At 49.2% G+C, this 24104-nt stretch carries 25 protein-coding genes; 12 read left to right on the top strand and 13 right to left on the bottom strand.

Annotated elements, in window-relative coordinates; translation table 11 throughout:
- The first annotated feature begins 107 nt into the window (after positions 1 to 107).
- The 3 genes from SYN6312_RS01160 to SYN6312_RS01150 are packed head-to-tail and all read left to right on the top strand — an operon-like array spanning position 108 to position 2941.
- The gene (locus tag SYN6312_RS01160; protein ID WP_015123026.1) at positions 108 to 677 is read left to right on the top strand and encodes a Uma2 family endonuclease; all 570 of its coding nucleotides are present in this window, start codon (positions 108 to 110) and stop codon (positions 675 to 677) included.
- A 46-nt stretch (positions 678 to 723) separates the two neighbouring features.
- On the top strand, positions 724 to 972 hold the full coding sequence (gene sipA / locus SYN6312_RS01155; RefSeq protein WP_015123025.1) for a regulatory protein SipA: 249 nt from the start codon (positions 724 to 726) through the stop codon (positions 970 to 972).
- Positions 973 to 976: 4 nt separating this feature from the next.
- Entirely contained in the window at positions 977 to 2941 is a 1965-nt protein-coding gene (locus SYN6312_RS01150) for a prolyl oligopeptidase family serine peptidase (RefSeq protein ID WP_015123024.1), read from the top strand.
- 42 nt (positions 2942 to 2983) lie between these two features.
- On the opposite strand, the gene SYN6312_RS01145 is transcribed toward SYN6312_RS01150, so the two are convergent.
- Both SYN6312_RS01145 and argJ read right to left on the bottom strand, forming a co-directional pair.
- Positions 2984 to 4333 carry a pentapeptide repeat-containing protein gene (locus SYN6312_RS01145; RefSeq protein ID WP_015123023.1) on the bottom strand — a complete coding sequence of 450 codons (1350 nt, stop codon included), beginning with the start codon at positions 4331 to 4333 and terminating at the stop codon, positions 2984 to 2986.
- A gap of 97 nt (positions 4334 to 4430) precedes the next feature.
- Complete coding sequence (gene argJ / locus SYN6312_RS01140; protein WP_015123022.1) at positions 4431 to 5684, bottom strand: bifunctional glutamate N-acetyltransferase/amino-acid acetyltransferase ArgJ; 1254 nt, start codon at positions 5682 to 5684, stop codon at positions 4431 to 4433.
- A gap of 209 nt (positions 5685 to 5893) precedes the next feature.
- Here argJ and SYN6312_RS01135 point away from each other — a divergent pair, with 209 nt between their 5' ends.
- The 3 genes from SYN6312_RS01135 to SYN6312_RS01125 all read left to right on the top strand — a co-directional run bounded on the left by SYN6312_RS01135 (position 5894) and on the right by SYN6312_RS01125 (position 8637).
- Positions 5894 to 6112, top strand: a complete 219-nt coding sequence (locus SYN6312_RS01135; RefSeq protein WP_015123021.1) for a DUF2839 domain-containing protein — start codon at positions 5894 to 5896, stop codon at positions 6110 to 6112.
- A 240-nt stretch (positions 6113 to 6352) separates the two neighbouring features.
- Complete coding sequence (psbA, locus tag SYN6312_RS01130) at positions 6353 to 7435, top strand: photosystem II q(b) protein (RefSeq protein WP_015123020.1); 1083 nt, start codon at positions 6353 to 6355, stop codon at positions 7433 to 7435.
- Between the two features lie 116 nt (positions 7436 to 7551).
- Positions 7552 to 8637 (top strand): hypothetical protein, encoded by a 1086-nt coding sequence (locus tag SYN6312_RS01125; protein WP_015123019.1) that lies wholly within the window; start codon positions 7552 to 7554, stop codon positions 8635 to 8637.
- 537 nt (positions 8638 to 9174) lie between these two features.
- On the opposite strand, the gene gltX is transcribed toward SYN6312_RS01125, so the two are convergent.
- Both gltX and SYN6312_RS01115 read right to left on the bottom strand, forming a co-directional pair.
- Positions 9175 to 10614 (bottom strand): glutamate--tRNA ligase, encoded by a 1440-nt coding sequence (gene gltX, locus SYN6312_RS01120; protein WP_015123018.1) that lies wholly within the window; start codon positions 10612 to 10614, stop codon positions 9175 to 9177.
- Between the two features lie 52 nt (positions 10615 to 10666).
- Positions 10667 to 11062 carry a hypothetical protein gene (locus SYN6312_RS01115; protein ID WP_015123017.1) on the bottom strand — a complete coding sequence of 132 codons (396 nt, stop codon included), beginning with the start codon at positions 11060 to 11062 and terminating at the stop codon, positions 10667 to 10669.
- A 150-nt stretch (positions 11063 to 11212) separates the two neighbouring features.
- Between SYN6312_RS01115 and SYN6312_RS01110 the strand changes: the two genes are divergently transcribed.
- Complete coding sequence (locus SYN6312_RS01110) at positions 11213 to 12673, top strand: FAD-binding domain-containing protein (protein WP_015123016.1); 1461 nt, start codon at positions 11213 to 11215, stop codon at positions 12671 to 12673.
- A gap of 54 nt (positions 12674 to 12727) precedes the next feature.
- Here SYN6312_RS01110 and SYN6312_RS01105 read toward each other — a convergent pair whose 3' ends face one another.
- From SYN6312_RS01105 to SYN6312_RS01080, 6 genes are all read right to left on the bottom strand, one after another.
- Positions 12728 to 13165, bottom strand: a complete 438-nt coding sequence (locus SYN6312_RS01105; protein ID WP_015123015.1) for a DUF3368 domain-containing protein — start codon at positions 13163 to 13165, stop codon at positions 12728 to 12730.
- Positions 13162 to 13407: a UPF0175 family protein gene (locus tag SYN6312_RS01100; protein WP_015123014.1), complete on the bottom strand. Its 246-nt coding sequence runs from the start codon at positions 13405 to 13407 to the stop codon at positions 13162 to 13164. The genes SYN6312_RS01105 and SYN6312_RS01100 overlap by 4 nt, the downstream gene beginning before the upstream one ends.
- 198 nt (positions 13408 to 13605) lie before the next feature.
- Positions 13606 to 15288, bottom strand: coding sequence for an aldehyde dehydrogenase family protein (locus SYN6312_RS01095; RefSeq protein WP_015123013.1), 1683 nt, complete (start codon positions 15286 to 15288; stop codon positions 13606 to 13608).
- 38 nt (positions 15289 to 15326) lie between these two features.
- On the bottom strand, positions 15327 to 17111 hold the full coding sequence (locus tag SYN6312_RS01090; protein WP_015123012.1) for a mechanosensitive ion channel domain-containing protein: 1785 nt from the start codon (positions 17109 to 17111) through the stop codon (positions 15327 to 15329).
- Positions 17108 to 17620: an ankyrin repeat domain-containing protein gene (locus SYN6312_RS01085; RefSeq protein ID WP_015123011.1), complete on the bottom strand. Its 513-nt coding sequence runs from the start codon at positions 17618 to 17620 to the stop codon at positions 17108 to 17110. The genes SYN6312_RS01090 and SYN6312_RS01085 overlap by 4 nt, the downstream gene beginning before the upstream one ends.
- Before the next feature lie 52 nt (positions 17621 to 17672).
- Positions 17673 to 18758 (bottom strand): Fe(3+) ABC transporter substrate-binding protein, encoded by a 1086-nt coding sequence (locus tag SYN6312_RS01080; RefSeq protein WP_015123010.1) that lies wholly within the window; start codon positions 18756 to 18758, stop codon positions 17673 to 17675.
- A 207-nt stretch (positions 18759 to 18965) separates the two neighbouring features.
- On the opposite strand from SYN6312_RS01080, the gene SYN6312_RS01075 reads away from it, so the two are divergent.
- The 3 genes from SYN6312_RS01075 to SYN6312_RS01065 all read left to right on the top strand — a co-directional run bounded on the left by SYN6312_RS01075 (position 18966) and on the right by SYN6312_RS01065 (position 20664).
- Positions 18966 to 19190, top strand: a complete 225-nt coding sequence (locus SYN6312_RS01075) for a hypothetical protein (protein WP_015123009.1) — start codon at positions 18966 to 18968, stop codon at positions 19188 to 19190.
- 60 nt (positions 19191 to 19250) lie between these two features.
- Entirely contained in the window at positions 19251 to 20165 is a 915-nt protein-coding gene (locus SYN6312_RS01070; protein ID WP_015123008.1) for a TIGR01777 family oxidoreductase, read from the top strand.
- 211 nt (positions 20166 to 20376) lie between these two features.
- Entirely contained in the window at positions 20377 to 20664 is a 288-nt protein-coding gene (locus tag SYN6312_RS01065; RefSeq protein WP_015123007.1) for a YggT family protein, read from the top strand.
- A gap of 79 nt (positions 20665 to 20743) precedes the next feature.
- Here SYN6312_RS01065 and SYN6312_RS01060 read toward each other — a convergent pair whose 3' ends face one another.
- Complete coding sequence (locus SYN6312_RS01060) at positions 20744 to 21199, bottom strand: thiol-disulfide oxidoreductase DCC family protein (protein ID WP_015123006.1); 456 nt, start codon at positions 21197 to 21199, stop codon at positions 20744 to 20746.
- Positions 21200 to 21318: 119 nt separating this feature from the next.
- Between SYN6312_RS01060 and clpS the strand changes: the two genes are divergently transcribed.
- Positions 21319 to 21600 carry an ATP-dependent Clp protease adapter ClpS gene (gene clpS / locus SYN6312_RS01055; RefSeq protein WP_015123005.1) on the top strand — a complete coding sequence of 94 codons (282 nt, stop codon included), beginning with the start codon at positions 21319 to 21321 and terminating at the stop codon, positions 21598 to 21600.
- Positions 21584 to 22432 (top strand): CPBP family intramembrane glutamic endopeptidase, encoded by an 849-nt coding sequence (locus SYN6312_RS01050; protein WP_015123004.1) that lies wholly within the window; start codon positions 21584 to 21586, stop codon positions 22430 to 22432. The genes clpS and SYN6312_RS01050 overlap by 17 nt, the downstream gene beginning before the upstream one ends.
- Here SYN6312_RS01050 and SYN6312_RS01045 read toward each other — a convergent pair.
- The gene (locus tag SYN6312_RS01045) at positions 22401 to 23777 is read right to left on the bottom strand and encodes a 16S rRNA (cytosine(967)-C(5))-methyltransferase (protein ID WP_015123003.1); all 1377 of its coding nucleotides are present in this window, start codon (positions 23775 to 23777) and stop codon (positions 22401 to 22403) included. The two genes, SYN6312_RS01050 and SYN6312_RS01045, sit on opposite strands and share 32 nt — an antisense overlap.
- A 111-nt stretch (positions 23778 to 23888) precedes the next feature.
- Complete coding sequence (locus SYN6312_RS19605) at positions 23889 to 24047, bottom strand: hypothetical protein (RefSeq protein WP_015123002.1); 159 nt, start codon at positions 24045 to 24047, stop codon at positions 23889 to 23891.
- Positions 24048 to 24104 lie beyond the last annotated feature (57 nt).

Here is a 24104-nt window from a genome sequence, read left to right as displayed (position 1 = left end):
CAAGGCTTTTGCCTGTAATGATTTCAAGTCTTTTGGTGTTTCACTCCTAAGCAAAATGACTATATTTCCTGACTTGCCTCTGTCGAACCCTAAATGAGTAACCGTATATGATCGCCCAACCTCAAAACCTAACCCTTTCACCTCAAGAGTACTTGAACCTAGAAGCCGCCAGTGAAACGAAACATGAATACTATCAAGGGGAAGTGTACGCTATGGCTGGGGCTACTCAGGCTCATGGTTTAATTACCCTTAACTTGGGAACCCTCTTCCGTCAACAACTCCGGGGACAAGATTGTCGGCCATTTGTCACAGATATCAAAGTTAATATTGAAACTGGAGCCTGTTATTTTTATCCTGATGTTGTTGTTACCTGTGATCCTCGCGACCAGAACCTCATGGCTGCCCTGGTCAATTATCCAGTTTTGATTGCTGAAGTGTTATCAGAAACTACTGAAAGCCTTGATCGCGGACGCAAATTTATTGCCTATCAAAAATTAGACTCTCTCCAGTATTATCTCCTGGTTAGCCAAACCGAAGCTCGCTTAGAGTGCTATCATCGCCAGGCCCCACAGCAATGGCTTTTAACAACCTACAAAACTGGAGATACCCTGATCATTCCAGGCCTGAACTTTACCTGTGCAATTGCCGATATTTATGAAGATGTGAACCTGGGCTAATTACTGAGGGTGGGCAATCGTAACCGCTTGGGGGAAAATAAAACCTATGGACACAGATACATCCTCAGAGTTCCAGGCCGGAGATCAGGTTCAACTGATTCGTCTGCCTAGTTATGTAAAAACCGCTGAACCCATGCCCATGCTGCGTCCGCCGGACGTTTTGACGTTGGGGGAAACGGGGGTCATTTTGGGTCGACATCCGGGAAACTATTGGGCTGTGCGCCTAGGGCGGGGGGCATTTTTACTAGAAACCCAATACCTGGCCAAACTAGAAACCAGGAATTCTGAGGCCTAAACCGATGCCAACCATTGCCAGTTACGGGGCCTGGGAGTCACCGATTACGACTGATTTTTTAGTGGCTGATTCAGTGGGGCTGGGCAGCATTGCCTTGGATGGGGCACAAATCTATTGGCTGGAAAGCCGTCCCCAAGAAAAAGGGCGTACTGTCCTCGTCCAACAAACTCGTGGTGATCACGCCCAAGACCTAACCCCTGCCCCTTGGAACGTCCGCTCGCGAGTCCATGAATATGGGGGTGGAGCCTACGGGGTAGATCAAGGGGAAATTTATTTTATTAACAACGCCGATCAACAGGTTTATTATCTCAGTAAGAACTCAAGAGAACCCCAGGCCCTGACCAACTGCCCGCCCTGTCGCTATGCCAATGGAATCTGGGATCGAACTCGGCATCGTTTAATTTTTGTCCAAGAAGATCATCAGTCAAGCACCGTCAGCAATACCCTCGTGACAATCCCTCTCCCGGGTTCTAAGTCATATCCCGAGGCACCCGAAATTCTGGTTGAAGGAGCCGATTTTTATTCTTCCCCTACTTTAAGTCCTGATGGGCAATGGCTGGCCTGGTTGAGTTGGAATCACCCGCAAATGCCCTGGGATGGTTGTGAGTTATGGGTTGCGCCAGTTCTAACAACGGGGAAACTTGGGGATGGGCGCAAAATTGCCGGGAGTCAAACTGAATCGGTGGGGCAGCCCCGCTGGCTAGACAATCAAACCCTAATTTTTATGAGTGATCGCAGTGGTTGGGGCAATCCCTATCAATGGCAGACGGATCAACCCCAACACGTTCTTCCCCTTTTACCCCAGGCCTTGGAGCTGGAATTTGGGACTCCCCACTGGGTTTTTGGCCAATCAACCTATGCCATTGCAGATCAAGCCCGGCTGATTTGCACGGTCGGCCATCAAGGCATTGAGCAATTGGGAATTCTCGACCTGGCCCATCAAACCTGGGAGATCATGGATCTGCCCTTCACTGACTTTCACAGCATCCAGGCCAATGCTGATAGGGCCTATTTTGTCGCCAGTTCCCCGACCAACCCCAGTGCCATTATCGAACTAGACCTCAGGAGCATTACCTCAGAATCTACCTCCTACAAAATCCTCAAAACCTCAACTCACCTCCCGATTGACCCAGATTATTTAGCCGTTCCCCAGGCCCTTTGCTTCCCCACAACCGCCGATACCGTTGCCTATGGCTTTTATTACCCCCCCACAAATCCCAACTTTGTCGCCCCTGCTAGTGAAAAACCACCCCTGCTCGTCAAATGTCACGGGGGCCCCACTGCCGCAACCAGCACAGGCTTTAATTTAGGGATTCAATTTTGGACGAGTCGGGGCTTTGCTTGCTTGGATGTGAACTATCGGGGCAGTACGGGCTATGGCCGGGACTATCAAGATGCCTTGCAGGGACATTGGGGTGTTTATGATGTCGCTGACTGCATTGCAGGGGCTGAATATCTGGTTGAGAAAGGCCGGGCTGATCCTCAAAAACTAGCAATGCGGGGAAGTAGTGCGGGGGGCTATACCACCTTGGCCGCCTTGACCTTTAGCCAAACCTTCCAGGCCGGGGCTAGTTATTACGGTGTCAGTGATCTCGAAGCCCTAGCCCAAGATACCCACAAGTTTGAAGCCCGCTATTTTGATGGGCTGGTAGCCCCCTATCCCACTGGGCAACAGGTTTATTACCAACGCTCTCCGATTCACTTTGTTGAGCAACTGGCTGCAAGCGTGATCTTTTTCCAAGGCCTGGAGGATAAAGTCGTGCCCCCCAACCAAGCGGAAATGATGGTTAATGCCCTAATCGCCAAAGGAATCCCGGTTGCCTATCTCACCTTTCCCGCAGAAGCCCACGGATTTCGCCAGGCCAGCACCATCCAGCAGACCTTAGCAGCCGAACTTTATTTTTATGGTCAAATTTTTGGTTTCACCCCCGCCGGAGAGATTCCCTCAATTCCAATCCAAGGCGTATAAGGCATCTTCACGTCAATCAATCACGGTTGAGCAATGTCAGGCTTAATTACGGCGGCGGCCATCGGGCATGATCGTTCCCCGCAAATCCACTTCACTGAGATTAGAGCTACTTAAATCGGCTGCGGTCAGATTCACACGAGTCAGGTCTGCCCGAGACAGGTTAGCCCCAAGGAGTTGAGCATCTCCCAAATCAGCCCCACTCAAGTTCACACCACTTAAATCCACTTTGCCAATGGTGTCCCCACTGAGGGTGACGCGACTGAGGGTGGCTCCACTGAGGGTGGCTCGGCTCATATTGGCTTCGCTGAGGGTGGCCCGACTCAAGTTAACGCCAGCCATTTTAGCCCGACTCAGGTTAGCCTCAATCAGATCAGCGCGACTGAGGTTGGCCTGGTTAAGTTCGATTTCCCGTAAATTAGCTCCACTGAGATTCGCACCCCGCAAAATCACCCCATTTAAGAGCAGGCCACTCAGGTTGGCACTCCGCATATCGGCCTGGGATAAGTCGGCCCCATCTAAAGTTGCCCCGGTCAAATTGGCCCCGACCAAGTTCGCACCCCGTAAATTAGTCCCCACCAGTTTGGCCCGACTGAGATTAACGCCCCGTAAGTTGGCCCCACTGAGATCGGCCCGACTGAGATTAGTATTGGCCAAGTTAGCTCCACTTAAGTTAGCACCGCTCAAATTGACATCACACAACTCGAGGGCGGAGAGATCGGCTTTCCCCAGTTCGGCACCGCTAAGGTTTGCTTTGGTCAGGTTGGCTTCGCTGAGCTTGACTTCCGTTAAATCCACCCGACTCAGATCGGCTCCACTCAGGTTGGCATTGGCCAGGTTGGCGCGACTGAGGTTAGCTCCACTCAGATTTGCCCCACTGAGATTGGCATTGCTTAAATCCGCCTCAATTAAGTCCACTCGTCCTAAGTCTGCCTGAACCATTTCCGTGTTGTGGAGATTGGCCCCTTGGAGATTCGCCCCCCGCAGATTGACTTGATTAAACCCCAGGCCTCGCAGATCTGCCTCAGCTAAATCAACCCGACTCAGGTCAGCCCCTTGGAGATTTGCCCCCCGCAATGTGGCTTCACTGAGCTCAGAGCGACTGAGGTTCGTGTAACTGAGGTTAGCCCAACTCAAATCTGTCCGGCTTAAATTCACACCCGTAAGGTTGGCCTGGGAGAGGTCTGTCTTAATCAAGATGGCATTGATCAGTTCTGCCCCACTTAAGTTAGCGTTGTTCAGCTTGGTGCCACTGAGGTTAACCCATTCCAAGTCAGCCCGGGCTAAATTAATGCCAGACAAGTCCACATTAATTAACTCAGCATTACTTAGACTGGCCCGGTTGAAATCTCGCTGACCACTGGCATAGCGCTTCAGTAATTCCTGGGGGTTCATAGCAATACGATGCCCTGTGAATACCGAAGATTGGAATCAGCCAGTCGGTACAACGCTTCTATCCTAACGACCGAGTCAAACAATTGGTTTCATATCCTTATGTGGTGTACTCAGCATTGATTTTTACATAGTCATAACTCAGGTCACAGCCCCAGGCCCGCCCAACGCCCGGCCCTTGGCCAATACTGACCTTAACGAGGACGGGGTGTTCTACAGATTGCCCCCCTTGGTTACTGAGTTGGGCCTGTTGAGTCAGGTAGGTATTGGCGGCGGCTTTGTCATAGTCTAGGGGTTGGCCCCGCTGCATCAGTAAAAAATCTCCCAATTGAATTTGCAAGTTTTCCTGATCAAAAAAGACTCCAGCCCGGCCCGCCGCCGCCGCAATCCGGCCCCAGTTGGGATCTCGGCCAAAGACAGCAGACTTAAACAACATGGATCCGGCAATGGTGCGGGCGACTTGGCGAGCAGCGACCCCATCACTGGCTCCACTCACTTCAACTTCTAGCAAACAGGTGGCCCCTTCGCCATCGCGAGCAATGGACTTAGCCAGATAGGTGCAAACTTCCGTTAACATCCCTGCCAATAGATCTGCTGCTGGGCCCGGTTCGGTAATGGCGGGGGTGCGGGATTGACCATTGGCCAGAGCAATCAGGCTGTCGTTGGTACTGGTGTCGCCATCTACGGTGATTTGGTTAAAACTGTTGTCATTGGCCTGGCTGACCATTTCTTGCCATAAATGGGGGGAAACCGCCGCATCACAGGTGACAAAGGCCAGCATTGTGGCCATATTGGGATGAATCATACCTGACCCTTTGGCAATGCCCCCTACCCGAATCGTTTGATCCCCTAATTTCGCTTCTAGGGCAATGGTTTTGGGAACCAGATCCGTAGTCATGATGGCCTGGGATGCGGATTCTGACCCTGTTTCTGAGAGGAGTGTTTTGAGTTCGGGGACAGCGGCACGAATTTTCTCAATCAGGATTTGTTTGCCAATTACCCCCGTGGAGGCGACCAAGACAGCATCAGCGGAAATCTCCAAGGCCTGGCTGACAATTTGGGCTTGTTCTAGGACAGTGGCCCAACCCTGTGCCCCTGTAGCAGCATTGGCCTGGCCGGCATTACACAAAATGGCCTGGGCCGTAGATTTGGCTTGTAAGCGTTGGCGACAATAATCAACACAGGCAGCTCGGACTTGGCTGGTGGTAAAAACTCCCGCAGCAATGGCCGGCACATCAGAAACAATCAAGGCTAAGTCAGGGAGTCCTGATGGTTTCAGCCCAGCCCGCATCCCAGCGGCTCGATACCCTTTTGGGGCTGTAACTCCCCCCGGAATCCGTTGCCAGTTGGTCATTGCCGCTCCTTTTAGACTAAGGAAATCGCTGTAATTATACCAAGATCATTTAGTCTTCCCGAAAACTGTTAAAAAGCCTTAAGTATTTCAGGATTCTGTACTCTGGATTATTAATTTTATTCTCATGAAGTAATCGCACTACGCTCAAATTTATCGAAATCTTCCAGAGAGTAGATAAAATGGGATCAAGGATGGGAGACAAAAAATGTATGGGTGATTCAAAGCGGCGTAAAGAAACCTTAGGTGAAAAATATGGACAGGAAGAGTCTATTGTCTCCTGGTTGCCTTTAACAAAATCCCAGGCCAGCCAAATTCAAAAAATTGTGACCCGGAGCACTTGGACTGGGATTGTTCTTTTAGGCCTGCTTTGGATCACGGTACGGTTTATTGGTCCCGGCCTGGGGTGGTGGCACATTAGCGATGTTTAATCAGGTAATGTATCTAAATTTCTAGAAATGTTACTCACTGCAAATAATTTGTCGGGTTTGTTGCATTTATTAATTAAGTTTTGTGTCTGTATATATCCCAAAATAAACAACCGTAAATATATTTCAACAATTAACGGCCAAGTCGGGTAATTGTTTTAGAGTATTAACTAATCTGAGGGCTTACTTATTACTTCAATTAAGCAATCAGAAATCTTGCTCTTTATTTGGCCTTATACCAATATGACTACGACCATTCAACGCCGCGAGAGTGCGAGCGCATGGGAGCGGTTTTGTAATTGGATCACGAGTACCGACAACCGGATTTATATCGGCTGGTTCGGCGTGATCATGATCCCAACCCTCCTAGCGGCTACGACTTGCTTTGTAATTGCCTTTATCGCTGCTCCCCCTGTGGACATTGATGGCATCCGGGAACCTGTAGCTGGTTCTTTGATCTTTGGCAACAACATCATTACGGGGGCTGTGATTCCCTCTTCCAACGCCATTGGTTTGCACTTTTACCCGATTTGGGAAGCTGCTTCTTTAGATGAATGGCTTTACAACGGTGGCCCTTATCAGTTGGTGATTTTCCACTTCTTGCTGGGAGCTTCTTGCTACATGGGCCGGCAGTGGGAATTGTCCTACCGTTTGGGGATGCGCCCTTGGATTTGCGTGGCCTACTCCGCTCCGTTGGCTTCTGCCTTTGCTGTTTTCTTGATCTACCCCATTGGTCAAGGTTCTTTCTCTGACGGTATGCCCCTCGGTATCTCTGGTACCTTCAACTTCATGATCGTGTTCCAGGCCGAGCACAACATTCTCATGCACCCCTTCCATCAAATTGGTGTGGCTGGTGTCTTTGGGGGTAGCTTGTTCTCTGCTATGCACGGTTCCTTGGTGACTTCTTCCTTGATTCGGGAAACCACTGAAACTGAATCTCAGAACTACGGTTACAAATTCGGTCAAGAAGAAGAGACCTACAACATCGTTGCCGCTCACGGTTACTTTGGTCGCTTGATTTTCCAATATGCCAGCTTCAACAACAGCCGGGCTTTACACTTCTTCTTGGCGGCTTGGCCTGTGGTTGGCATCTGGTTTACCGCTTTGGGCATCAGCACCATGGCTTTCAACCTCAACGGCTTCAACTTCAACCATAGTGTGATTGATTCCAAAGGGAATGTGATCAATACCTGGGCTGACATCATCAACCGGGCCAACTTGGGGATGGAAGTCATGCACGAGCGGAATGCTCACAACTTCCCCTTAGATTTGGCTTCGGCTGAGTCTGCTCCTGTTGCCTTAGTTGCTCCGAGCATCCATGGTTAGGATTCGAACTTAGATTTCCTGATTTAGGAAAACTTAAGAATTATTCAGCCGCTTTCTTAATTGAGGGCGGTTTTTTATTATTTATCTAGAATTATGAAATCAACAAGGAGATTATTATGCGCTATGCAATTTTGCTAATTCCAGATTTAGGTAAAGAAGTTGTTAATGCAGAATATGCTAATCACAATCAAATTTATTTATGTCCTGAATGTGGAAGACGGGTTCGTTTAACAAGAGAATCCTATCGAAGTTCGGCATTTTTTAGTCATTACGAGCGCACTGGAAACTGTTCGCTAGAAAGTTCAAACAGTGGAAATGGTGACTACTACCCTACTATTCGATCAGTCAACGAATTTTTTGATTACCCTTGGAAAGGTCAAAGCCAGAAGAGACTTGCAGCAGCAATAATCGACATAATAAGTTATAGTCACTTGGGATATTTGGCTACTTTAGACTCTGGAAAAAGAGCTTTTACCTCAACTATCAATAAAGGCTATGATATTGCACTAGATAAAACCCAAGCGATTATTTATGGAGCAAAACTTTTTGAGTTCAATGATATATATATAATTTTAAATGCCTGCTTTGCTGTAATAACTCCTCAATATATATATAGATTTCTTAGAGTCACACCAATCAAGAAAGCACTAAAAAACCGTTCTAAAATCACCTCGTCCTTGCAGACACAATATGAACAATATTCTGTTATTAACAATCCTTTGATTAGTGATTATCATATTTATCATAAAACTACTCGGAAAATATTGTTGAACCTAATTCTAAACTTTGATGGTAATGATTTGAAAATATTTATTTTCATCATTTTTATTCGTTTATTTTCTGTTGAAATCCTTGAATCTGGTCCTGGTTCATTAGTAACATTAGATTATTGTGGAAATCCAGACAATTATGAATTTCAATCTATTGGATGTTTTGACTTAAATATTTTAAGAAATTTGGCGAATGATAAGAATTTTCTGGAGCAAGCGTATCAGTTATTTTATGAAAAACCTGACTCTGCTTCAGAAGAAGTAATTTTTATTGATTTAATTTTAACTGGTTTAATCGAATTTATGTTCGATGTTGATTGGTCAGTGTTGCCGTATTTTTATCACTATGTTTCAAGCTCATATCGCCTTTCTAGGAATTATGAGCATATGATGGATAATATTAAACATATAAGTGAATATCATAAAATCTAGAATAGTTACAGCAGATTCCCCACTGGCCTGGTACAAGCTAAGGTCTTACGCCTTTTGCTTAGCAAGGGATTGACTATACTAACTGAATCAAAAATACTCAAATATAACCTTATCTCAAAAAAGTGGACAGTGAAATTAGAAGGAGATATACAAAATGACTTCATTCATGAGATAGGAATCTTTATGAAATCGAGTTTTTAGGCTCTCCTGTGCTTACAAATCATCTGTGTTTGCTATAAGAAAGTAGTCATCATTCTTTTTCAAGGATGCAGAATATTGCAACATTCTCCCTGAAAGCTTTTGCAGAAAAGTCGTGTAGCTCTATGTACTTATTTTTTATCCTTTATTAAATTGGTTAGACAAGATTATCTAATTGTCTTATCAAGCATCTTCTACATAGCGGCTGTCTCGTTTTAAATAGCTAACATCATCTCAACTCCCTGAACCAAGATGTTTTGCTCTTTGTCGCATATCCAATAGTTTGGGTTTGCCTCCATCTGATTGGGCCACCAGTGTTGATCCAATTTTTTTCAGCAATTAACCTTGAGCTTGCCTGATCCGAGGGATATCTAATTGTCGTTGCGATAGAATTAGCCACGATGTTATTAAGTCTGGCCCGTGAACACTGCCCATTAACGCAGAACGTAAGGATCGCATGACCAGGCCCTTTTTGACTCCCAACTCTTTAGTTACTTTTTTAATGACTTCGTTGGCAATTTCAGGTGTTAGTTCAGATGGCTCTTGCCGATAGGTCAGGATTAACTCTAGAGCTTTTCGGCTATCGGGTTGAGCGAGTTGGGCCGTTGCTTCCGGATCACAGGTAATCAGGGTTGCAAAGAAAGGAGCCGCTTGTTCGATGGCATCCGTCAGTTTGGTGAGGCTGGCCTGGAGCAGTGCGGTTAAAGGTTCTAACCAGGCCTGGTCGGTTTCCAGATCACATTCATAGCCCGCCCCTTGCCAGATTGGCACTAACTCTTGGAGTAAATCAGTCACAGGCATGGAGTGGAGATATTGACTGTTGAGCCAGTTGAGCTTGTCCCAATCAAACTTGGCCCCAGCCCGATTGACTCGTTCAAAACTGAAGTGTTTGGCTGCTTCCTCTAGGGTAAAAATCTCGGCCATGCCTTCTACGGGCGACCATCCCAACAGGGTCATGTAGTTCACTAGTGCTGGTGCGACATAACCCATGGCCTGGAAATCAGAAATTGAAGTCACGCCATCGCGCTTGGACAGTTTTTGGCCAGACTGATTCAAAATTAGGGGAGTATGGGCAAATTGAGGCACAGTAGCGGACAAGGCCTGGTAAAGGAGAATTTGCTTAGGTGTATTCCCAATATGATCCTCACCGCGAATCACCTGGGTAATCCCCATATCAATGTCATCTACGACCACAACTAGGTTATATAAGGGTGGGCCAATTTCACCGGCCGGGGCGGCGCGGGCAATCACCATATCGCCACCTAAATCGCGCCCCTGCCAGGAAACTTCACCCCGTACCAAATCTGTCCAACGAATTTCTTGGTCATCTTCAATTTTGAAGCGAATTACAGGCTGACGACCGGCGGCCACAAAGGCGGCTTGTTCTGCTAGGGTTAAATTTCGATGGCGATTGTCATAGCGGGGGGCCTGGCCGCTCTCCTTCTGGGCCTGGCGCATGGCATCAAGTTCTGCTGGAGTGCAATAGCAGTAGTAGGCTTGGCCATTGTCTAGGAGGGTTTGAATGGCCTGTTGATAGAGTTCCGTCCGCTGAGATTGAAATGTCGGCCCCTCATCCCACTGCAACCCTAACCAGGCCAGACCCGTCAAAATGTTCTCTGTATATTCAGGACGCGACCGTTCTAAATCTGTATCTTCAACTCGGAGAATAAATGTTCCCCCATGATGTCGGGCATAGAGCCAGTTGAATACCGCTGTACGGGCTGTCCCAATGTGTAAATTTCCGGTCGGGCTTGGAGCAATACGGACACGCACAGTCACAGAGGGTTTCTCCTAAATGATGCTGAAGGTTGGTTATCCTGGAGTTCTAATTTTATCCCTTGTTAGCCCCCTTCATTTGAGACTGGCGATGATTGGCTTTGACATTCCAAAATACGGCTAAGACTAGGGAAACAGAAAGCAGTACAACCGGCCCAACTAAAAATATCAAGGCGGCTAGAGTCCGTGAAATTAGATAAAAACCTAAGGTGCATTCCCCAGGAGTAGCTCCTAACCACCAGCTTCCACATCGATCCGGTTGGTATTGCTGGATTAGACCCATAACTTGCTGACTCAAAATCAGGCCAGGTACAAGAAGTCCTAAACTGACTGCCCGACCATAGTAGGCTCTAACCCTAATATTTCTTCGCAAGACTAGTCTTCTGGCCCAGGCCCAACCAATCAAGGGAGCAATGCAAAAGAGCAAACTAAAAATCACCAGGGTAAACACAGACCTAATCCCCTCACTTGTCCACAGATTTAAAGTACCGAGCCAGGAATTCCTCAATTCTGTAAATTCTATTTTTCTGTAAAAATTCACAGATGTAATGCTTGTTATTTTAATGAGAGGATGGCCTCGCCTTGTTTATCCCTAAACCCCATGACTAATGCCCCTGCAATGATCACCCCAAAAACACAACCCCTGATTTTGCTTTGGCATCGGCGGGATTTACGGATTCAGGATCACCTTGGCCTGGCGGCAGCGCGGGAAAAAACCGCAAAAGTTGTCGGCTTGTTTTGCTTTGACCCTAAAATTTTAGGCGGTGAGGACATTGCTGCGGTGCGGGTTGCCTATCTGGTTGGTTGTCTCGAAGATTTAGCCCAGCAGTATCACCAGGCCGGGAGCCAACTCTTAATTCTCCAGGGCGAACCCACAACGGTAATCCCAAAACTAGCCCAGGCCCTCAAGGCCCAAGCCCTCTATTGGCACTGTGATGTAGAACCCTATGCCCAGGCCCGCGATAAAGCCGTTGCCCAGGCCCTCGCTAAAGCTGGAATTTCGGTACAAACCTTTTGGGATCAGTTGTTAGTTGCACCAGAGGCAATTCGCACAGGTTCCGGGGCAATCTATACGGTTTATTCGCCCTTTTGGAAAAACTGGCAACAACATCCCAAAGCCCAACCCGTTCCAACTCTCCACCAAGCCCAAGGTTTAACCAGTCAAGAATTAGATATTGCCCAACAAAATGGGATGATTCTGTTACCCACCACCCAAGATTTAGGGTTTACCTGGGATCAGGAGTTGGTTTTAGCCCCCGGAGTTCCCCCTGCCCAGGCCCGACTTGAAGACTTTTGTCAGCGGGCCATTAATAGCTATGAACCGGATCGGAATTTCCCAGGAATTGCCGGAACCTCAGGCCTGAGTGCAGCCTTGAAATTTGGGGTTTTGGGGATTCGAGAAATTTGGGCCGCAAGTCGGGAAGCACAAGCCCAGGCCAGAAGTGAGGAAAGTTTAACGGCAATTCGGACATGGCAACAGGAATTGGCCTGGCGAGAATTTTATCAACACGTGATGTATGCCTTTCCAGAATTAGCGCAAGGCCCCTATCGGCAACCCTTTCAGAATTTTCCCTGGAGCAATAACCAAGACCATTTCCAGGCCTGGTGTGAAGGTAAAACCGGCTTTCCAATCGTGGATGCGGCCATGCGTCAGTTAAATCAGACCGGGTGGATGCATAACCGCTGTCGGATGATTGTGGCCAGTTTTTTGACTAAAGATTTGATCATCAATCCTCAATGGGGCGAGAACTACTTCATGCAACGGTTGATTGATGGGGATTTATCGGCCAATAATGGCGGCTGGCAGTGGAGTGCTTCCAGTGGGATGGATCCCAAACCCTTACGAATTTTTAACCCCCATACCCAGGCCCAAAAGTTTGATGCTGAAGCCGACTATATTCGCTACTGGTTGCCAGAATTAAGGGGTGTAGAGACAGCAGATTTATTAACAGGCAGAATCAGTCCCTTAGAACGCCAGGCCTGTAACTATCCGATGGAAATTGTGGATCATAAGGTGCAACAACAAAAATTCAAGCAACTCTATGCCAGACAGAAAGCTTGATCAGAGCAGTTCATCAGCTAGTTCTAATACTTTGATCACTAAAGGCTCAGAAATCTAGAATCCTGATCGACTCACCAAGTCATTTAGGATGGGTTTAACTTCCGTCAGAAAGCCTTTATGTTTTGCTTCAAGAAGGATACCTAAAATTCCTGTGTAACTTAATCCAAATCGGGCTGCAACTTCTCGACCTCGAGGTTCATCTATTAAAACTTGATCCGCATTAACCTCAAGTCCTAAAGCAATTACTTCAGCCTCTCCCCGACCTAGTTCAGAACTCAATAAATTTACAAGAGTCGCATCCTTAATTTGGCAAGTCCGAATCCAGTTAAAGGTTTTTACCTCAGTTGATCCAGCAATGTCAAAATCTGGTTCAGTCAGTTCTTGATAAACAGCATTTGGGATTAGAATTGTGCCATAGAGTTGATGGAGCAGATGAAGCTGATTGAGGGCGGCAAGATTATTGATCGGTGAGGTATCGCTAACTGTGATCACAATCTTCCCGATGCTTGGAGACTTTTAATTTCGTGCTCAAAATCCTCGACACTATAATGCACTGGTATCTGACGACTTGCAAGTAAATGTTGAAATGTAACTCGATGAATCCCGGCAAGATGGCTGGCCTGGGCAAGTGTGAGTTTTTCTTGTTGAAAGAGCATGACAGCAATTTCTTGGCGCATTTCCGCTTCTGTCATCCCCGTTGCTGCTAGAACCTGATCCGAAACAATCACACTCATGGCTCAGTTCCAAAATTCTGACCTTACTTTAGAGCTTACCCTACAGTCGTGGACTTCGTGTCTAGAAATCTTACCTGAGTCTAAAATTATTCGAGTCTGTAAGTCGATCAGAAACAATGTTCTAGTTTCCAAAATCGCTTCGGATTCCTATGTGCCAAGCAGAGCCGGTTGATCTCCCCAAAAATTAAACGGTTCTTCCTAACCCCATAATCCTGCCCAAATTAACGGCAAAATTGTCCAAAGGTTGGGATTGGCATAGTAATGAACCAGAGCTTTTGCAAGTGCTAACAAATTACGATGATCTACAAACCAGGCCGGGGTCGGGACAATTATAAAAGGAGCGTGAATCACTGATTTCTGGGGATAGTCAAAAAGAAAGGTATTATGAACAAACCCCAGGCCAGAGCCAGCCGATTCGAGGTTATGTTTCGGAAAAGCCCCCCAAGGTGTCACCCCCAGGGAAAAGGCAACGGCAGCCCAAAGATTAATCGTAATCGTGCCATAGTCCAACTCACTAACGGCCTGGTTAAATTCTGATTGATATTGCCTTTCTGTACGTGGATCAATGATTAAGTTACACCCCAAAGTGCCTTGAACCCGTTGATTCAGACAGTCCACCATTAACTTAAGAAAAGTGGGAGTATCAGCAGCGTTGAGGGTAACAATTCCTAAGACTCCACAAAAAACTTCCTGCTCTAGGAAAAACTCCCCAGCTTGATCGGGAATATTGGGAATGACGGTCCAGGGAATTGTCTCCTCTGGGTTTAACCCATTGCTAGGACTGGTAATCACCTCGGCCTGGGGATAGTGATCTAAAAAGTGGTGATAGCGTGATTTGGCCCCAGGATAATAGGCGTTGCGTTGCGGGGTTTGGGCCAGAATGTGCCGGATACGAGTCAGAAACTCCTGTTTTTGTGGCCAGGCCTGACTGATGACTAAAACTTGCGCGCCAACACAATTAAAACTGGCATTATGGGTTAATAAACTCACGACTTGCCGGGCCTGGAATTGCAACTCGGAGGCTGACCATTGACCGGGGATAATCACCACTGGGGTAATATTGCCCAGTTCGGAGGTGATAGGTTTCTGGAGCCGTGGGGTCTGGTTTTGTTTATGTTCCGTTTGTTCGGCTTTTGTTTTGCCCCAAACAATCAGATCATGGGTGGCCTGGGAACCGGTAATGTGAACAGATTCAACCATTGGATGCTGACACAAATAGTCCCCAACTTCCGCCCCCCCATAGACAATGGCCAAGTATCCGGCCTCAATTAACGCCCGCCAGGCCCGTTCCAGATATTGTCCCAAGGCTGCATTTAACGGATTCATTTTCAGAATCACAACTTGGTTTTCGGCAAAGAGTTTATACAGAACATCCAACGGCGCAATGGAGCTAATATTCCCGGCCCCCAAAACCAAGGCCACACCCCCAGGCCCCGGTGGTTCACGATAAATTTTTCCCTGAGTCCGAGGTTTACCCGACTCTAACCAAACTTCAGCTCGATAGCCAAACCAAATAAACTTCTCTTGCCAATTGGCCGGTAAGACTTGGGCAATATCCTGACCTTGGGGGCCGGTGCGCCATTGGGGAGGTTGGGGTTGGCCCTTGGCCTGGAGGGTGACAATTAACTGTTGGAGCTGAATTAGAATTGCGGCGGGGCCGGTTGTCCACTCTTCTCCAGCCAGGTTGCTATGGGGGTCTATGCCTTTAAGTTGACAACTGGTGTTAGCCCAATCCTCAGCCACTGCGGCAATGCCCTGAATCAATTGCTGGATGATCCTAATTCGCTCTGGGATCGTCACGTTGGGCCATTGAGACTTGTGGGCCTGGAGTTGCTCTAAGCTGCTATCTAGAATTTGGAAATCTGGAGTCAAAATCGTCATCGGAACGTCAGGGGAAATCAGCGTGGGAGCCTGAAGGGTTAGACATTAAAGAGGGCCTGGAGACGTTGACGAAACCAAGCAAAGGACGGAAGAGGACGGTCATTATTTCCATCTTCACTCATAAACCCCAGTTCTTGGAGGACTTGTTGCCGGGCGGATAAATCATTAGCAATACTTTCGGCCAGTTGCGGATCTTCTTGGAGGAGAGTCTTTAGGGATTGCAAATTAATCACAAAAACATTACAAGACTCAACGGCAATGACGGTAGATAGACGGGCCATGCCAGTTAAGACGGTGACATCTCCAAAACTTTCTCCCCCATGACAGGTGGCTAAACTTTGGTTTAATCGTTCGGAGCGAATCTCGACACTGCCGGAAAGGATCAAATAGATTTCATGGCTGGGATCTCCAGGGCGAAAAATGACAGTTCCGGTGCGATAGGTACGTGGCTTGCCCTGTTCAATGAGTAAATCCAATTGCTGATCCGTACACTGACCAAAATAACTCACCTTCCGGAGCATATTCCGTAATTCCCGGTGTTGACGGGTTGGAGTGGCTGGGCTGGTTTCCGGGGCCGGGTTCCGCAGTTTTTGTACGGCACGGGTCAAGTTCTTAGAACTATCCTCAAGTCCATGTAAATAAATATCTCGTTGGGGAAAAGGAATTTCGATCCCTTGGCGTTGGAGTTCCTGCTCAATCAAAAAATTCAAGGCACTTCTAATCGGTTCTGCGTCTTGGGGGCGATTGATCCACACCAACAATTCAAACAGATAGGCGTTATCACCAAACCCCCGAAACCAGACACAGGGCGGTGGATATAACAAAATTCGCGAATCTTTACGGGCAGCATTTAGTAAAGCTTCGGTCACTTGCCCCGTGTTACTACCATAGGAAACCCCAACCGGAATATGGAGCCGACTTTCGGGACTTTGATAACTCCAGTTAATAACATTTCGTTCAATAAAACGATTATTGGGGACAATGACAAACTGGCTATCATTGGTGCGAACAACTGTAGAGCGAATCGAAATCTTCTCGACTGTGCCTGATAGGCCATCAACTTCAATAAAATCACCAACTTTAATCGGTTGTTCAATCAAAATCGCCAGGCCACTGACAAAATTACTGGCTAAATTCTGTAGGCCAAAGCCAATCCCAATCCCCAAGACCCCAGCAACTACCGTCAGGGAACTGAGATCCAGCCCCGCTGTTTGCAGCAAAATCATCAAGCCAATTAAGGTGAGGCAATAGCTAATGATCCGGGTAATGGTTTCTTGAGCCCCCCGTTCAACCTCCAGGCCGCGGAGAATACTGCGCTTAAACCATTCGCTGAGCCAATGGGAGATGAAGAAAACGGCCACGCTCAGGGCAATCAGTAAGACTAAAAATCCTAGGGATATTTTATTGCGTCCCAAATCCAAGAGGGGGCGATTAAACAACAGGCTAATTTCCTGCCCAGCCCAGCTAACCAAATTCCCCAGAGGTTGCTCTAGGGGTTGCAAGGCGACACTCAGACGGATAATTGTTGTCACTAAGGCAATCCAGAGAATAATTCGCCCGGCCTGGCGCAATAACCCCGAACCAAATTTCAGCCAGGCCCGCTGGTTAGGATGAATTTTTTGAATCAGGAGCCGCTCCAGGGATTGCCAGCCCCGACCCAACACCAATCGATCGAGGGCAACAGCCGCGCCCACCAGGCCGGCCATCAACAGCAGATCGGCAAAGAGTGCCATCCAATTGGTCGTGACATCTGACTTCTTTGCCGCGACTAGGAGGGGAATCAACGCCAAGATGAGGAAAAAATGAAGGTTGACAGCAATCATCCCACCAGTTTGGCACGGGCAGCCTTCAGGGCCTGGACAACTTCAGTATGCCCTGCTTCCAAGGCCCAGACCAAGGCTGTCCAGGAATTTTGATCCCGCGCCTTTACATCCGCCCCAGCCCCAATCAGAGCTTCTACCGTGGCCAGTTGACCTTTAGCAGCCGCGGCCATCAGAGGGGTTAAACCAAAGCTAGTCTGGGCATTGACATTAGCCCCAGAATTTAAAAGGAGTTGGACAATTTCCAAATGATTGCCCCCTGCCGCTGCCATGAGGGGAGTCCAATGATCCGCATCCCCTTGATCAACAGTTGCCCCAGCGGCCAATAATAGCTTCACGGATTCCCCTGCGCCCGCCTCTGCCGCCAACGCCAATAAAGGAATGCCCTCAGCATTGGCACTATCAGGGGCCAGCCCAGCCTCGAGGGCCGCCGCCACCACCACACAATCATCCCCTGCCAAAGCCGCAATTAGGGATTCTGAGACAGGGGGGTTAGGGACGGATTCAGCCATAGGGTGTCCAAATGCGAGGGGGTCTAGTTTGGGATTTTACCCCGAAAAGCCCCTATCGCCAGCCAGCCCGATCCATTAACCTCAGGGCTTCAGGATTGTTTCGGCCAAATACAGCCGCACTCACGGTTTCGGCTTTGAAATTTCCGAGCTTGGCTACCGCAGGATAAAGAGGAACGCCCCGGACAACTGGAAATTCAAAGTTCCCTTGGGCAAACATGGCCTGGGCTTTGGGGCTAACAAGATACTCTAAAAAGCGAATTGCCGCGGCTCGATTGGGGGCCCCTTTGACAACACCGGCCCCGCAGATATTCACATGGGTTCCCTGAGCCTTTTGATTGGGGAAAAACAGCCCGACCTTGGCCGCCACGTCCCGATCCTCTGGCTTACTAGACTCCATTAACCGCACCAGATAGTAATGGTTAGCAATCGCAACTGAACCAATCCCTGCCGCAACAGCCCGAATTTGATCGGTATCGCCACCTTGGGGAGAGCGGGCAAAGTTGGCCACTAAGCCTTTGGCCCAGGATTCAACTTTCGGTGCACCGTGAATCGCAATGAGAGCACCTGTCAAAGATTGACTATAAACATTGCTAGATGATCGCGTTAAAACTTGTTTTCGCCATTGGGGATTTACAAGGGCTTCATAGGTAGAGAGTTGGCTGGGCTTAACCCGAGCTTTGTTGTAAATCAGCACCCGGGCCCGGCGGGATAGTCCATACCAGTTGCCTTGGGGATCCCGTAAATTGGCAGGTACAGCCCGATTCAAAACCGCCGACTGAACAGGCTGAAACACCCCTTGCTCTTGGGCCCGCCACAACCGACCTGCATCTACCGTCATCAGGACATCCGCCGGACTGTTGGCCCCTTCATTTCTGATCCGCTCGATTAAAGCGTCCGCTTCAGCCTCAATCACATTGACACGAATCCCAGTGGCCTGCGTAAATCCGGTGTAAAGGGCTTTGTCCGTGTCGTAGTGGCGAGCCGAGTAGAGGTTGAGTACCCGATTGGCCTGGGCAATTTGCGTAGTAGCAGCATCAGCCTCATCCCAGCCAGACCCACCTTGGTAGAGTTCGTGGGCCAAATATGCCGTTGCCGCAGCACCCAACCCTAGTACGCCGCGTCGGGTCAACTTGTCCATAGTTGCGAATTACTCCTAGTAACTTTCCGTAGAGTATGATAGCAGTTCATCATGACTATTGCCACTAATTCTTATTTGATTAGGTTAGATCCGGACTAGCTTGTACTTGGGGATAGTGCAGAACTGTTCCCGAACCCCATAAGTTGCAGGACAGTCTCTACAATAAAAAAGGTTTGGGCTTGTGCTGTTGTGGAGTTTATTGGCCGGATGGAGCAGTTATCTGATACAACGATTTGGGTGTGTGAACAACTAGACCCCTCTGGGTTGCTCTATGCCTGTATTGCTTGCTGTGACCAGGCCCAAGGAGAGGAATGTCAACACTCCTTTGAAGAAAACTTAACCCCGGAACAAAAGGCGGCTGGTTGGTTGACCCGCTTACGCACCGTGAAAACTTGGGATGATGTTCCGGCATCGGCGTTGAAGCTCAGTTAAGGCACACTCTCTGCCTCTATCCCCTTGGCAGGGCGTATCCTCCAGTACAGGCATGATTTTATGAAAATTGCAGTTACAGGCGGCACGGGACTGGTGGGCACCAGACTCATCACCAGACTCCAGGCCCAGGGCCATGATTGTTTATTGCTAACGCGGAATCCAGTCAAAGCAACAGCCCAATTTCCGCAAGTGGAAGTTGTGCCCTATACCCCCCAAACCTCCGGGGTCTGGCAGGAGGCAATTGCGGATTGTGATGCGGCGGTTAATTTAGCGGGTGAACCGTTGGCCCAAGGTCGTTGGACTCCAACCCGTAAGCAAGAAATTCTTAATAGCCGTCAAGTCGGGACAGCCAAACTGGTGGAAGCCATCGCCCAGGCCAGCCCCCGCCCGCCCATATTGATTAGCACCTCGGCCATTGGCTATTACGGAACCAGCGAAACAGCCACCTTCACGGAAGCAAGTCCAGCCGGCCAGGATTTTTTAGCCTCGGTCTGCCAGGCCTGGGAAACGGAAGCCGCAAAAGTTACTGCATTGGGAACCCGATTAGTCATTTTACGATTTGGAATTGTCCTGGGCCTGGGGGGGGCATTGGGGCAGATGTTACCGACCTTTAAGCTGTTTGCCGGGGGGCCAATTGGTTCAGGGCGACAATGGTTTTCTTGGATTCATCAAGATGATTTAGTGAACATCATTCTCCAGGCCCTTCAGGATGAGCAGATGGAAGGAATCTATAATGCCACTGCCCCTACCCCGCAACGGATGACGGATTTTTGTCAAACTCTGGGGCAAGTCATGGGTCGGCCCTCTTGGCTACCCGTGCCGGATTTTGTCTTGGAGTTGCTTTTAGGGGAAGCAGCCCAGGTTGTTCTGGAAGGACAGCAGGTTTTACCCCAACGGCTCCAAGAAGTGGGTTTTAGGTTCAAGTTTCCCGATGCCCAGGCCGCTTTGGCCGACATTCTCAAGGAGGAGGCTTAGGGACATATGCTCTCACCTGAAGGCACTGGCAATCTGAGCAAGCTGACTGTTTCCGGTCGAACTTTGCGGCCTGCCACCGGGCTATGGTCAATGTTCAGAGCAGCCATTAAAGTCCCTCGGCTATTGATTCAGGCCCCTCTATTGAAAACTATCAGAGGCGATAAGAAGGGGATAAGATCAAAAAAAGTCACTCTAGGGCATGAGTTTAACAATGCAGCCACTTGAATGGATTAACTTGGGCCTGGGCCTGGTCTTGGGACTGTTGACGCTGTTATTCATTTTGCGGATTGTTTTAACTTGGTATCCCCAGGCCAACTTAACCCAATTTCCGTTTAACTGGGTGGCTGCACCGACCGAACCGTTTTTAGGCCCGACCCGTAAAATCATTCCCCCCATTGGTGGTGTAGATATTAGCCCGGTAATTTGGGTCGCAATTGTCAGTCTGTTGCGGGAACTGTTGGTGGGCGAACAGGGGTTGCTTTACTTACTCTGGCCATAGTCTGTCATGGGGGGCAGAGAGGTTTGGCTTTTTGAGTTTCAGCTTGACAGAATACTTTGGTCGATAAAGCCTGGGAAATTTAAGGGCAATTGCCCCCACAGGCCGGGCCTGGATACCGAGATTCATAGGTCTGGCTGCGGGATCCAAACCAGGCATAACGATGATCGCGAAGGGTTTCGTAGGCTGCATCCCCCAGGCCCTTGAGGGTGGCCCAATTTCGATAGGCCGCAATTAAACCATTTCCACCAGGTAATAAACGGGTAATTTCCTCAGCCGCAGCACTCCCTTGGACATAGGCTTGGGGATGAGTCGGATCGAGCAAAATCATCCCGGCCTGGCAATCTGCTGGAGTCATGTGCCATTGGGCTAGGGTGGCTTCATCTTGCATCGGCACATAAACAAAGCGTTTTCCCTGATCCCATTGCTCCAACAGTTGCACAAACGTGACACAGAAATTACAGTCGCCATCATAGATCACAACCGCTGGCGGGGCGATGCCTGGGGATATGGCTGGGGTGGGAGTTGTTACAGTCATGGCTGTGCCTCAAGAGTCATGGGCAAAGGGGGATATTACAGATTGTAAAGTGAGGTAGGCTAAACTAAAGTCACCGTCAAAATTATTAGAAAGTGCCAGGATCGCGAGGCCCAGTCATTATGTCTGTGCAAACCATTGAAAAAACATCTACGGTTCGGAAACTTGCGCCCCGTTATCGGGTGTTGCTGCATAACGATGACTTTAACTCAATGGAGCATGTGGTGGAAACCCTGCTGAAAACTGTCCCCAGTCTGACCCAACCCCAGGCCGTGGACATCATGATGGAAGCCCATACCAATGGTGTAGCACTCGTCATTACCTGTGCCTTGGAACATGCTGAGTTTTATTGTGAAGCTCTGAAAATGGCTGGATTGACAAGTACCATTGAACCGGACGAATAGGTATTCCCAGGCCCGGCCCCAACCATTGGCCCGACTCCCAGCGGCGGCCCGAGTGGGTCTGTTTGTGGTGACGTTGTTGGCCCTCTGGCTCCCTTGGGCAATTCCCCTCTATCTGATCTGGGGTGAGCCTGGCCCGGTTAGCTGGTTGAGTCTCGGCTTACTGTACAGCCTGTTTATCCTCCTATTACGGGAGTGGGGGCAGCGGATTCACCGGCAAAAACAGCCCCTCAGGTTTTATGGATTACGCTTGAACCGGCAACTCGGGCGGGAGGCTGGCCTGGGCTGGTTACTGGGGCTAGGGTTGATCGGGGTGCTTTTTGGCGGGCAGTGGGGCCTGGGTTGGGTCGGATTTGAAGGCTTTCCAGACCCTTTTCTGAAGATTGTTTGGGAAGGACTACTGACGGGCTTGGGGGTCGGATTTGCGGAGGAATTACTCTTTCGGGGTTGGCTGCAACAGGAGTTAGAACTGGACTATCAACCCAATAGTGCCGTGATGATCCAAGCCCTCATCTTTGCGGCTTTACATTTTATTCGCCCCTTGGATGTCATTGTGGCCACGGCTCCCCAATTTCTCGGCCTAGTTCTCCTCGGCTTGAGCTTGGGATGGGCCAAACAGGCCTGGGGACGGCGGTTAGGGATGGCCATGGGGCTTCATGGGGGTCTGGTTGCGGGCTATTACTGGGTCAATGTTGGCGGTCTGTTTAAGCCCAGTGCTGGTATTCCAGAGTGGTTAACGGGGGTAGGTGGGAATCCTTTGGCAGGATTGATCGGCCTCATCCTGTTATGGGTCTTGGCTGGGGTCATGGGGTATCGCGCTGCAACCGCACCATAAAAAATCCATCCATTTGTTGGCGTTGGGGCCAGGCCTGGAGCCATCCTTGGGCTTGCTGGAGATCGGGGCGGGGAAAGGGCAGGGGTAAGGGGGCAATGTGCCAATTGGGGTGAGCCTTGAGGAAATTCTCAACTTGAGTTTGATTTTCATCGGGATGCAAACTACAGGTGGCATAGACCATCAATCCCCCTGGTTTAACCCAGGTTGCAGCATTTTCCAGGAGTTGGGCCTGGAGGCTGACTAATTCGGCAAGTGTCGTGGGGGTTTGTCGCCAACGGGCATCTGCATGGCGGTGGAGAGTTCCCAGGCCCGAACAGGGGGCATCAATCAGGACGCGGTCGGCCAGGGGTAACATCGTTTGAATTTGGGTACTATCGGCCAACTGGGCCTGGAGGCAGGTCAACTGGAGGCGTTGTTGATTTTGCTTCAGTTTCCGTAGGCGGGAGGCAACCCGATCCAGAGCAATCACCGTGCCCCGATCCTGCATTCGTTCGGCGATGTGGGTGGTCTTTCCCCCAGGGGCTGCACAGGCATCAATAATTGTTTCCCCAGGTTGTGGATCCAGCAAATAGGTCACCAGTTGGGCCGCGGCATCTTGGACAGACCACCACCCTTTGTCATAACCGGGCAACGCGGCAATAGCCCCCAGGCCGGCCCCGAGACGAATTCCCCCCGGTAAGTTGGCAAGAGGGGTGGCAGGGATTTTAGCGGTGGCGAGGGCCGTTAAAACGTCTTCGGGACTGGCCTGAAGAGAATTAACCCGGAGGTCGATGGTGGGAGTCTGATTAAAAAACTGGCAGAGGGCCGTAGTTTCCGGCATCTCAAGCTGGGCCGCCCAGGCCTGGACAATCCAATCGGGAAAACTTTCTTGAACAGCCAAATTGAGGAGCGGATCCGCCAACTCAGGTAGGGGTTCTCGGTCTTGACTGATCCGCAGATAGGCCCGTAACACCCCATTGACCACTCCCGCCAGGCCAGTTAGACCACACCCTTTAGCCAACTCAACGCTGGTATTTACAGCAGCAGCGGCGGGAATTTGGGCTAAGTAGCGTAACTGATAAAGACCTAGGCGCAGAATTAATCGCAAGTTTAAGGGTTGATTCCGCTGCCGACAAAGGTGATCAATCAGAGCATCTAGGGTACGTTGTCGCCTGACTGTGCCATAGACTAACTCCGTTACCAACCCCCGATCCAGAGAGTTTAAGGGCGATTGATGCAAAACACGGCTGAGGGCAACATCGGCATAGGCTCCCTTGGCAACGGCCTGGAGGGTAAGATAGGCCTGGTAACGAGGCGTTGCTTTGAGGTTGACCGCAGCAGAGGACAGCAAGCTAGAAGCAGACATGGACAACAGTGAGCCAAGGGTAGAAAAGTAACGATGTGGACTTAAGAGCGTAACCGATCCCCAGGCCCTTGACTAGCTTAGTAAATTAATCTCTAGCTGCCGCATTAGCCCTTAATCTCCCAATCCCCACGCTAATAATCCAACCAACACCGCAATCCAAAGGACTTGGGGCACATGAATCCAGTTGAGAATATCTAGGGGCAAATGCACGGTTAGCTGAACAATCCAGACGCTCAAAAAGGAAAAAAAGATCACAAAGAAAATTTGCATCGGCTCTATTCCTCTCCCCTTGGGAGGCAATGCTGCTTTTATAGCTCACGACTGGTC

The organism is Synechococcus sp. PCC 6312, assembly GCF_000316685.1.
Classification (GTDB): Bacteria; Cyanobacteriota; Cyanobacteriia; order Thermosynechococcales; family Thermosynechococcaceae; genus Pseudocalidococcus.
Note: the sequence above shows the minus strand (reverse complement) of the source record. Positions and strands in the feature narration are given on the sequence as shown.

Excerpts from the sequence above, each read along its gene's own strand:
- SYN6312_RS01160 (WP_015123026.1), top strand. The coding sequence starts at position 108 with ATGATCGCCCAACCTCAAAACCTAACCCTTTCACCTCAAGAGTACTTG.
- sipA (WP_015123025.1), top strand. The coding sequence starts at position 724 with ATGGACACAGATACATCCTCAGAGTTCCAGGCCGGAGATCAGGTTCAA.
- SYN6312_RS01150 (WP_015123024.1), top strand. The coding sequence starts at position 977 with ATGCCAACCATTGCCAGTTACGGGGCCTGGGAGTCACCGATTACGACT.
- SYN6312_RS01145 (WP_015123023.1), bottom strand. The coding sequence starts at position 4,333 with ATGAACCCCCAGGAATTACTGAAGCGCTATGCCAGTGGTCAGCGAGAT.
- argJ (WP_015123022.1), bottom strand. The coding sequence starts at position 5,684 with ATGACCAACTGGCAACGGATTCCGGGGGGAGTTACAGCCCCAAAAGGG.
- SYN6312_RS01135 (WP_015123021.1), top strand. The coding sequence starts at position 5,894 with ATGGGTGATTCAAAGCGGCGTAAAGAAACCTTAGGTGAAAAATATGGA.
- psbA (WP_015123020.1), top strand. The coding sequence starts at position 6,353 with ATGACTACGACCATTCAACGCCGCGAGAGTGCGAGCGCATGGGAGCGG.
- SYN6312_RS01125 (WP_015123019.1), top strand. The coding sequence starts at position 7,552 with ATGCGCTATGCAATTTTGCTAATTCCAGATTTAGGTAAAGAAGTTGTT.
- SYN6312_RS01110 (WP_015123016.1), top strand. The coding sequence starts at position 11,213 with ATGACTAATGCCCCTGCAATGATCACCCCAAAAACACAACCCCTGATT.
- SYN6312_RS01100 (WP_015123014.1), bottom strand. The coding sequence starts at position 13,407 with ATGAGTGTGATTGTTTCGGATCAGGTTCTAGCAGCAACGGGGATGACA.
- SYN6312_RS01095 (WP_015123013.1), bottom strand. The coding sequence starts at position 15,288 with ATGACGATTTTGACTCCAGATTTCCAAATTCTAGATAGCAGCTTAGAG.
- SYN6312_RS01090 (WP_015123012.1), bottom strand. The coding sequence starts at position 17,111 with ATGATTGCTGTCAACCTTCATTTTTTCCTCATCTTGGCGTTGATTCCC.
- SYN6312_RS01085 (WP_015123011.1), bottom strand. The coding sequence starts at position 17,620 with ATGGCTGAATCCGTCCCTAACCCCCCTGTCTCAGAATCCCTAATTGCG.
- SYN6312_RS01080 (WP_015123010.1), bottom strand. The coding sequence starts at position 18,758 with ATGGACAAGTTGACCCGACGCGGCGTACTAGGGTTGGGTGCTGCGGCA.
- SYN6312_RS01075 (WP_015123009.1), top strand. The coding sequence starts at position 18,966 with ATGGAGCAGTTATCTGATACAACGATTTGGGTGTGTGAACAACTAGAC.
- SYN6312_RS01070 (WP_015123008.1), top strand. The coding sequence starts at position 19,251 with ATGAAAATTGCAGTTACAGGCGGCACGGGACTGGTGGGCACCAGACTC.
- SYN6312_RS01065 (WP_015123007.1), top strand. The coding sequence starts at position 20,377 with ATGCAGCCACTTGAATGGATTAACTTGGGCCTGGGCCTGGTCTTGGGA.
- SYN6312_RS01060 (WP_015123006.1), bottom strand. The coding sequence starts at position 21,199 with ATGACTGTAACAACTCCCACCCCAGCCATATCCCCAGGCATCGCCCCG.
- clpS (WP_015123005.1), top strand. The coding sequence starts at position 21,319 with ATGTCTGTGCAAACCATTGAAAAAACATCTACGGTTCGGAAACTTGCG.
- SYN6312_RS01045 (WP_015123003.1), bottom strand. The coding sequence starts at position 23,777 with ATGTCTGCTTCTAGCTTGCTGTCCTCTGCTGCGGTCAACCTCAAAGCA.
- SYN6312_RS19605 (WP_015123002.1), bottom strand. The coding sequence starts at position 24,047 with ATGCAAATTTTCTTTGTGATCTTTTTTTCCTTTTTGAGCGTCTGGATT.